We start from the raw sequence: 9,525 nt of genomic DNA, 5'->3' as shown, positions 1-9,525 counted from the left end.
TCGGATCACTTTGAAAAAAATGGTCTAGACAAATGGGTGCATTATAATATCCTCTGCCTTGTAACTCACAAATCCCTTGCAATTTTTCTTTTATGTCATTTGGTAATATAATATCACTAAATGTTGTATTCCACCCTCTTTTTTCATCTTTTGCGTAAAATTCCATATTCAGCTTTGCTTCTACTTCATTTTTTGTTGCAGGACTATTAATTAACCTTGCAGAAAGATCACTAACCTCTTTTTTTAACCCATTCACTTCATCTTTCGTTACAAAATTCTCTGAAATTCTATGAACTTTTTCTTCTAGACCACTAAACCCGTATTTATTTTCTTTATCCTTTCCATCTTCTAATTCTTCTTTGATTTGAGCTAGCGTATTTTCTTCTTTCCTTGACTCTTTATTTAGCTCTTCGACTTCAGCTTTCGAATTTTCTTGAGATTTTTTATTTTGTTTAATCATTTTATATGAAAGCGCAATTACTATCACAGAAAGCGTGAATGAAATAAAAATAATAGGGAAAGCTACATCTAAAGCTGCAACTGAAGATAAAAATGCAACGTAAGGAGCTACAGCAAAAACTCCAGATGTAATTAATGTAAGGGAAGCAATAGCACCAGCTATAAAAAAAGTTATATTAGCTCTATTAGACATATTTTAGCTTATAAACAGTTAATTTATAAATAATACATTTAAAGAGTACAAGCTTTTCATAGTAAAGCAAGACTAACTTAAGGCATCCTTAATCAATCTATGATCGAGGTATTATGCAGTATTAAGATATAAGATGGTATGTTGTATTTTTAATTCAGTGTTCTTTTTCTTTCATTCCAGGGTACTGGAATGATAGATGCTATGATAAGAAATTCAATAACTTAAAGTAGGTAATTAAAGCCTCTAATTAAGATCTAAATCTATAGTTATTATAAGCAACACTAAAGAAGTGCGGAAGTAAAAATTTACGAAAGAGCATTATGTATACATATGCTTTGTAGATCTACACTTTGCCACCCTTCTGTTAAGCTTTGCCTCCCTTCCATTACGTTTTGTCGCTCTTTTATTTCTTTTATTTCGTTATCGAATTTTGACATTAGATATTTAGCATAACCAGATGTTAATGCTGTTGATGCAGATACAGCTATTGCTGCCGTAACAGATGTTAATGTAATTTCCATTGTCTCGGTTATAAAAAGCGTCGATGTTACAAAATTCCCTAACATGGCAACTAAGCCACCAACAACTACACTACCTTGAACTACTTTATTTTTTAAAAACCCTTTTATACTCTCTACCGTATCTTCTTGGTGATTTATAATGGCATAATACAAAGGAGTTTTCTGCAAATTATCTTTCTCATAAACATCTGCACCTCTGTCTAGTAAAGCATTTACTATCTCCATATAGCCATTTGCAGCAGCATAATGCAAAGGAGTACAACCATTTTCATCTTTTATATTAACATCCGCACCTCCGTATAGTAGAGCATCTACTACCTCTACGAGGTTATTTTTAGTGGCACAATGCAAAGGAGTACAAACATTTCTATCTTTTATATTAACATCCGCACCTCTTTTTAGTAGAATATTTACTACGTCTATGAGGTTATATATAGTAGCATAATGCAAAGGAGTCCGACCATCTCTATCTTTCACATCAACATCCGCACTTCTATCCAGTAGAGCATTTACTACACCTACACATCCACTATAAACGGCATGATGCAAAGCAGTCTCTCTATTTTCATCTTCTACATTAACATCCGCATGCCTATCTAATAAAACATTCACTAAATCCTTACAACTATCTGCAGCAGCTGCAATTAACAATGTAAATTTAGCATAAGGATTACTTTGGGTAAATATATGATTTACATTAAAATTTTTACTTTCCCACTCTTGATACGCTGTTGCATCTTCCCTTTGTAATACCTCTTTTATTTTATTAACTACATTATCTTTATTTACACTTGCATCTTTATCAATTGCACTTAATATTTTTTTTAGATTTTCAAAATTCATCTTTACCTCCTATAACTTTACGATGCAGTTACTACACAATTACAAACAAAAGTAAACACATTTTTAGGAATTATTTAGAAAAAGAAACCATTGAAAAAGTCAGTAATTTACAATAAATAACTGATACATTTAATTGGAAGAAATATGTGATGTAACTATAGCCATTATAAACAACAACAGAAAAAACACGGAAGTAAAAAATTTATGTTGACTGTACAATATCGATTTCTAATATAATCCAGAGATAAAAAAATGTCGGTGCTGAAGTTATATATCTGCCTCCATATTCTCCTGATTTTAATCAAACCATTGGTTTGTTATAAAAAATTGAGCCAGAAAGAATATTCAGCTATTCGAACTATTAGAAAAAGAGCTATAATTATAGACTCAGTATACACTATAACTAGACTTTTTTTTAAGAGGAATGATATAGAAGTTATTACTAAGACACTAAACAGTTTTCAAAAATGAAAATTATACCTTAAAGCTGATTTTCATATAGTTCTTGCAAGCGATAACACCCTCACTTCTTTTGCACCAGAGTTTAAAATTTCCTGAGAGCAAGACCTTGCAGTTGCGCCAGTTGTTACTACATCATCAACCAATACCACGATTTTGTTTTTGATAATTTCGCTGTTGCTTATTTTAAAAGCCTTTCTCAAATTTTTTTCACGCTGTTTAAGTGAAAGACCAGCTTGAGGTACAGTGTGACGAATACGTTTTATTGCAAATGGTGTATAAGATAAATGAGATAACTTACTTAATTCCTTCGCGAGCAATGCTGCTTGATTATATTTACGTTTAAATAAGCGTATTTTATGTAGCGGTATGGGAATTATGACCTCTGCATTTTGAAACATGTCTTTGTTAGCTTTGTACATCCACTTTGCGTAGACTTTCATGTAGTTTAAGTTATCAAAAAATTTAAAATTTATAATCATATTTTTGCTATGTTCATCGTAGGCAAAAACTGATCTTAATACTTTAAATGGCGGAGGATTACTGATGCATTTGCCGCATGTATAAAAACTATCTGGAATTACTACACCACAAACATTGCAATAATGCTTAGTTAAGAAATTGATTTTTTTATTGCATTCACTACATAAATCATAACTTTTATTAATTATACATTCACAGCTTACGCATACGGTTGGAAATATGAGATCTGTAGCTTTTTTTAGTAAGAGAAGGTTCATGAATAAAATATATTAGATATACCTTTCAAAATACTCCTCATAATCTAGTGATTAAGAGGTACTTGATCTAATAAATACGTTTTAAGATACTTGCCTGTAACGCTTTCTGGAGTCTGTGCAACTTTTTCTGGAGTTCCTACAGCAACCACTTTGCCACCTTTTACTCCTCCTTCTGGACCAATATCTATTATGTGATCAGCAGTTTTTATAACATGTAAATTGTGCTCAATAACTATAACAGTATTTCCTAAATCAACTAGCCTATGGAGTATTTTCAGTAAATTATTTACATCTTCAAAATGTAACCCAGTTGTTGGCTCATCGAGAATATACAATGTTCTGCCAGTAAATCGCTTTGATAGTTCCTTAGATAGCTTTATTCGTTGTGCTTCACCCCCAGATAAAGTTGTTGATGACTGTCCAAGCGTTATATAGCCAAGCCCCACTTCCTGTAAAGAAATCAACTTTTCCTTTACCATTGGAAGATTTTCAAAGAAGTCACATGCTTGATCTATTATCATATTAAGTACGTCAGAGATTGATTTTTCCTTATAAGTAACTTCCAACGTTTCCCGGTTATACCTCCGTCCTTTACACTGCTCACATTTCACATAAACATCGGGTAGGAAATGCATCTCGATCTTTAAATGCCCATCACCTTTACAAGCTTCACATCTTCCTCCCTTGGTATTAAATGAAAATCGGCCTATATTGTAACCTCGTGCCTTCGACTCTGGGAGACCTGCAAACCAATTTCTGATGTGAGTAAACATACCAACATATGTTGCTGGATTTGATGCTGGAGTCCTACCAATTGGTGACTGATCAACTTCTATAATTTTATCTATATACTCAAGGCCTTCTATTTTATCGCATTTACCATGCTTTGCAGATGAATGATTTATCTTCTGTGCTGAGTATTTATATAGTGTTTCTATTACTAAACTTGATTTTCCTCCTCCTGATATTCCAGTAACACAAATAAAATTCCCTATAGGAAATTCAACATTTATATTTTTTAAGTTATTCTCACATGCGTTAACTACCTTTATGAACTGAGTTGTTTGCTTTCTTCTTTTTGAAATTGAAATTTCCTTCTTTCCACTTAAATACTGTCCTGTTATGCTCTCTAAATTTTTTTGTACCTGATCTGGTGTTCCTTCTGCAACGATTTTTCCTCCATTCACGCCAGCTCCAGGACCAATATCAATCACATAATCAGCAGCCATTATTGTGTCTTCATCATGTTCAACAACAATCACAGTATTACCCATGTCTCTCAGATTTTTAAGTGTGGCAATTAATCGATCATTATCACATTGATGAAGGCCAATTGAGGGTTCGTCAAGCACGTATAGCACTCCTGTTAAACCAGAGCCAATTTGCGAAGCAAGCCTGATCCTCTGGCTTTCACCACCAGAGAGAGTGCTAGATTCACGGTCAAGTGTAAGGTAATTTAGCCCTACATTCTTTAAAAATGTCAGCCTTTTGATTATTTCGTTTAATATTTTATTTGAAATTTGCCTTTGTTGTTCTGTAAGTCTGTCTGATAAATTTCCAAACCACTTAAGGGATTCATCGATGCTGAGCCTTGATATTTCACCTATATGTTTTTCGTCAATTTTCACTGTAAGTGCTTCTTTTCTCAATCTATAGCCAGCACATTCTTTGCAGTCAGTAACAGAACAATACCTATCAATAAGTGATGCATCGTAATCCATCTGGCGTTCTAGGATACTGACCAAACCTTGAAATTTCATTTCTCTAGAGCCAAAAAGTATTAAATCCTTCACTTTTTGGTCTATATTCTTCCACGGAACATCAAGGCTAAATTTGCAATTTTCAGCCAGTGATAGAATTGCATTTTTTAGCAATCCATAGTTTGTATGCACTTGACGGAATATTGATCCAATTGGCTTTAAAGCACCTTCAGATATCGAGAGCGTTTCATCTGGCACTATTAGCTTTGCATCAACACTTAGTTTTTTACCGAGCCCATTGCATGAACTGCATGCACCGTAGGGGCTGTTAAAAGAAAACAATCTTGGCTCTATTTCTTCAAGAGTAAAGCCAGACTCAGGACATGCAAAATTCTCTGAGAAAGTTAAAGTTTGACCATTTTTATACTCGGAATTGTGGTTATCAGGTAAGTTCACTATTTCTGCATACATTAAGCCATGGCCCAGCCTCAATGCTGATTCTACACTGCTTGGTAGTCGATTTCCTATATCATCTGATATGGAGATTCTATCTGCAATAACAAAAATATCATGTTTCTTGTTTTTATCGAGTTTAGGCAAGTCATCTATATTGTATGTTTCACCATCTATTTTTAGTCTCACGTAACCCTGCTTTTTAATTTCCAATATCTCTTTGAAGTGCTCTCCTTTTCTGCCACGCACAATAGGAGCAAGTATATATATTTTAGTTTCTAAAGGTAATGCTATAATAGTATCTACAATTTGAGATACAGCCTGTTTCGTTATTGGCAACCCAGTTACAGGCGAATAAGGTATTCCCACTCGTGCATATATTAAGCGTAGATAGTCATAAATTTCAGTAACAGTTCCAACGGTTGATCTTGGATTTTTTGAGATCGATTTTTGGTTAATTGATATTGCAGGAGAGAGGCCTGTGATTGACTCAACATCTGGTTTATCTTGAATATTAAGAAATTGACGTGCATAAGCCGATAGACTTTCGACGTATCGGCGTTGGCCTTCTGCATAAATCGTATCGAATGCGAGGCTAGACTTACCAGAACCACTTAGTCCAGTTATAACAACTAACTTATTTTTTGGTATATTGACATCAATACCCTGCAAATTATGCTCTCTTGCACCTTTAACTCTGATCATACTTCATGTACCTTTGACCATTACAGCCTCAAAATACATAAACTTACAACAACTTTCTACTAATTTTTTCAACTATTACGGAAAACGAGATAGCACAACTAGTGCAAAACATTTTGCCACACAACTATATAAACATCTGTTTTCGCCAAGGTAGTTCGTACAACAAATGGTGTCATAAAAGTATGTTTTCTACAATCTCATCAAAAACATGCTTACCAATTTTTGGAAACAGCAAATTTTATTTTATATAAAATATAGAATTTTGATAAATTTAACTTTTTTGTGAGATTATGCAGCGATAAAAATAAATTTAGAGGGAAAGGTTATGGCAATAGAGAAGGAGAAGTTTTTTGAAATAATAAATGAGGTAGGTAAGAGTGAAGGTTTGAATAAGGATAATTTGCTTAAAAGAATAGAAAGTAAGTTAAGAGATGTTAACTCAGAATTATATAGGAATTATAACGATTTGAAAGTAGATAAGATGTTCGGTATTCTTGATTCAGGCAAAATTGTAAATTACACATTGCTACATTTTGCTGTAGAATGTGACAGTGTACTAATAGTAAAACTCCTACTAGAAAAGGGAGTAAAAGTTATTAATGAGCCAATACGTGAACTTGATGGAGTTAAGTCTAAGTTAACTGCTTTGCACATTGCTGCTTCGCGTGGTCATCAAGAGATAATACAGCTTTTATTGGATGCTGGGGCAAATCCTCTATTAAAAAATAGTGAAGACAAAACTCCAAGAGCTATGGTTTGTAATATGCAAAATGGAGATATCATAATAAAAATGTTAGAGACAGGAGAACAACTTTATGCTGATGCGAGAGGAAAAGCTAGTGGAAGATATTCTTTATTGCAGCCTAATAATGAAGCTTCAGAAGACTACAGAAATGATGAACAGACTTCTTTAGACTCAATCATTGAAAACAGTATAAACAAAGTAGGTGATACATTAGAAAGAGAAGAGGTTCTAAAGTTGCAAGAGGAAGAACAACAAGATGAATCTGAAACTTTAGTTCAACCTATATTAGAAGATGGAGGAGAAATCAATACACGAGATCAGAATGGACGAATCTCTTTACATCATGCTGCTGTATCTAATGACTTAGAGGTGGTAAAATATCTAGTAGAAAATGGAGCAAATGTTAATGCACACGATAAAGATGGGCGAAGCGTTTTACATTATGCTCCTATATATATGAATATAGAAATAGTAAAGTACCTGATAAAAAAAGGAGCAAATGTTGAAGAAATAGATAAAGATGGAAGGACTCCTTTACATTTTGCTATTGCATGTAGTGATCTAGGAGTAGCAAAATTCCTAATCAAAGAAGGAGCAAATGTTAATGCACAAGATAAAGATGGGCAAAGCATTTTACATTATGCTGCTACACATGACAATATAGAAATAGTAAAGTACCTGATAAAAAAAGGAGCAGATGTTGAAGTGCAAGATGGCCAGAAACGGTATCCATTAGATATTGCTAATATGAATAATTGTACCAAAATAGCAGAATTTCTTCAAGAAGCAATCAAGAATAAAAGGAATTTAAAGAAGAAGAAAAAAACTAGATCAACAGAAGGAGGAACAACTAGAAGCAATGATCAGCTAAATTTGAGCAATGGCAATAATGACAAAGTGAAGATGTTAGGAGTTCAGTCATTAAAAGAAGAGCGAAAAGAACTAACAAGATTAAAGAATTGCATTGTTGAACATGAAAACAGGTTAGAAATACTTGATAAACTCAGTGAAGAAAATCAATCACTAAAGCAAAAAATAAAAGATATGGAAAACGAGAATACAACACTTAATAGTGAATTAAGCAAAACCAAAGCAAATAAAGTATTACTAGAAAAAACAGAAAAAGCACAACTGTCTTTCTTAAAAATTGCTTCTGTAAACTTTGCAATCATGTTGACAGTAGGTGTTGCCTTTAGTATAGCCTTCCAATTACCAATTCTATTGATAATTGCAACTTCTGTGATGTCTTCATTGATAGTCGGTGGAGTTACATACGCACTATCACCGCAACCTACTGAATTAAAAGAAGTAAGTATTCAATGCTCAATGCAACATGATGCTTGTAAAACTTAACTTGTGCGCTTCCTGGTAATTTTGATATAGTTATTTCAGTTGAAATTTACAGATTTACAAATGGCAAGCTTAAGTGTAAGAGAAGCGTTATGCACAGCAATCAGAGAAGAAATGCAAAATGACCCTGATGTATTTATCATGGGTGAAGAAGTTGCAGAGTATGATGGTGCTTATAAAGTAACAAAAGGATTACTGAAAGAGTTCGGAGAAAATAGGGTAGTTGATACACCTATTACCGAACATGGATTTGCTGGTCTTGCTGTTGGAGCAGCGTTTGCTGGGCTCAAACCTATTGTTGAGTTTATGACTTTTAATTTTTCTATGCAGGCTATTGACCAAATTGTGAATTCCGCAGCAAAAACAAATTATATGTCAGGTGGACAACTTGGATGCTCTATAGTGTTTCGTGGACCAAATGGCGCTGCAGCAAGAGTTGCAGCACAACACTCTCAATGCTTTGCATCTTGGTATTCGCACGTACCAGGGTTAAAAGTAATAGCACCTTATTTTGCCTCCGATTGCAGAGGTCTGCTTAAAGCTGCAATTCGTGATCCGAATCCAGTAATATTTCTAGAAAACGAGATTGCTTATGGGCATGAACATGAGATTCCTGATTCTGAGCTATCAAATAAAGATTATCTACTTGAGATAGGCAAAGCCGCTGTTATACGGGAAGGAAAGGATGTAACTATTACTGCTTTCTCATTGAAATTAATGGATGCGTTAGATGCAGCAGATTTACTCTCTGGTAAAGGCATAGAAGCTGAAGTTATTGATCTTAGAACCCTAAGGCCACTTGACACTGAAACTGTTATTAATTCTATTAAAAAAACTAATAGATTGGTCAGTGTAGAAGAGGGTTGGCCATTTGCAGGAATAGGTGCAGAGCTCTCGGCTGTGGTTATGGAACAAGGATTTGACTATCTTGATGCTCCAGTTGTACGGGTAACCGGCAAGGATGTCCCCTTACCTTATGCTGCAAACCTAGAAAAGAAAGCGTTACCACAAGTGGAAGATATAGTTGAAGCTGTGCACCAAGTCTGCTTTAGAAAGAAATAGTCCTATTGACTCTTTTTTTTATCTCCCGTTCCACATTCTTCCATAAAAGAGGCATTTGTAGAGTTTATACCACCCATTACTTTTATGACAATAGTTTTAGCGCCAAAAAACACAGCGCAAAATACACCGAGGGCGAAAAGAGCAGGCCACGGCATTCTACCAAATATTGCAAGTAAAGCTGCTCCTATTATCACTACGGTCATAAGCGGTCCACCTATTCCCCAAACGTAGCCAATAATATTACATATGTGCGACCCGAAGTTGCGATTTTGTGATGGTTAGATTCCATCTTCCC

Annotated in this window: 5 protein-coding genes and 2 pseudogenes; 2 read left to right on the top strand and 5 right to left on the bottom strand. The window is 34.3% G+C overall.

Annotated elements, in window-relative coordinates:
• From LB100_RS05745 to uvrA, 4 genes and pseudogenes are all read right to left on the bottom strand, one after another.
• Nucleotides 1-652 (bottom strand): annotated as a pseudogene (locus LB100_RS05745) (26S protease regulatory subunit); the annotation flags it as partial.
• Nucleotides 653-957: 305 nt separating this feature from the next.
• Nucleotides 958-2,016: an ankyrin repeat domain-containing protein gene (locus LB100_RS05740; RefSeq protein ID WP_456201689.1), complete on the bottom strand. Its 1,059-nt coding sequence runs from the start codon at nucleotides 2,014-2,016 to the stop codon at nucleotides 958-960.
• A gap of 494 nt (nucleotides 2,017-2,510) precedes the next feature.
• A complete protein-coding gene (locus tag LB100_RS05735; protein WP_264337266.1) occupies nucleotides 2,511-3,215 on the bottom strand; it encodes a ComF family protein in 705 nt (234 codons plus the stop codon).
• A gap of 44 nt (nucleotides 3,216-3,259) precedes the next feature.
• Complete coding sequence (gene uvrA, locus LB100_RS05730; protein WP_456201688.1) at nucleotides 3,260-6,073, bottom strand: excinuclease ABC subunit UvrA; 2,814 nt, start codon at nucleotides 6,071-6,073, stop codon at nucleotides 3,260-3,262.
• 325 nt (nucleotides 6,074-6,398) lie between these two features.
• On the opposite strand from uvrA, the gene LB100_RS05725 reads away from it, so the two are divergent.
• Together LB100_RS05725 and LB100_RS05720 are read left to right on the top strand one after the other, a co-directional pair.
• Nucleotides 6,399-8,171, top strand: a complete 1,773-nt coding sequence (locus LB100_RS05725) for an ankyrin repeat domain-containing protein (RefSeq protein ID WP_456201687.1) — start codon at nucleotides 6,399-6,401, stop codon at nucleotides 8,169-8,171.
• Between the two features lie 60 nt (nucleotides 8,172-8,231).
• Nucleotides 8,232-9,230 carry a pyruvate dehydrogenase complex E1 component subunit beta gene (locus LB100_RS05720; protein WP_456201686.1) on the top strand — a complete coding sequence of 333 codons (999 nt, stop codon included), beginning with the start codon at nucleotides 8,232-8,234 and terminating at the stop codon, nucleotides 9,228-9,230.
• Between the two features lie 2 nt (nucleotides 9,231-9,232).
• Here the strand turns inward: LB100_RS05720 and LB100_RS05715 are convergent.
• A pseudogene (locus LB100_RS05715) lies at nucleotides 9,233-9,481 on the bottom strand (TrbC/VirB2 family protein); the annotation flags it as partial.
• Nucleotides 9,482-9,525: the final 44 nt, after the last annotated feature.

It is taken from the genome of Wolbachia endosymbiont of Protocalliphora sialia, from assembly GCF_053891855.1.
The sequence above is the reverse complement of the archived record's forward strand: the minus strand, read 5'-3'. Positions and strand labels throughout refer to the sequence as shown.

Excerpts from the sequence above, each read along its gene's own strand:
- LB100_RS05740 (WP_456201689.1), bottom strand. The coding sequence starts at position 2,016 with ATGAATTTTGAAAATCTAAAAAAAATATTAAGTGCAATTGATAAAGAT.
- LB100_RS05735 (WP_264337266.1), bottom strand. The coding sequence starts at position 3,215 with ATGAACCTTCTCTTACTAAAAAAAGCTACAGATCTCATATTTCCAACC.
- uvrA (WP_456201688.1), bottom strand. The coding sequence starts at position 6,073 with ATGATCAGAGTTAAAGGTGCAAGAGAGCATAATTTGCAGGGTATTGAT.
- LB100_RS05725 (WP_456201687.1), top strand. The coding sequence starts at position 6,399 with ATGGCAATAGAGAAGGAGAAGTTTTTTGAAATAATAAATGAGGTAGGT.
- LB100_RS05720 (WP_456201686.1), top strand. The coding sequence starts at position 8,232 with ATGGCAAGCTTAAGTGTAAGAGAAGCGTTATGCACAGCAATCAGAGAA.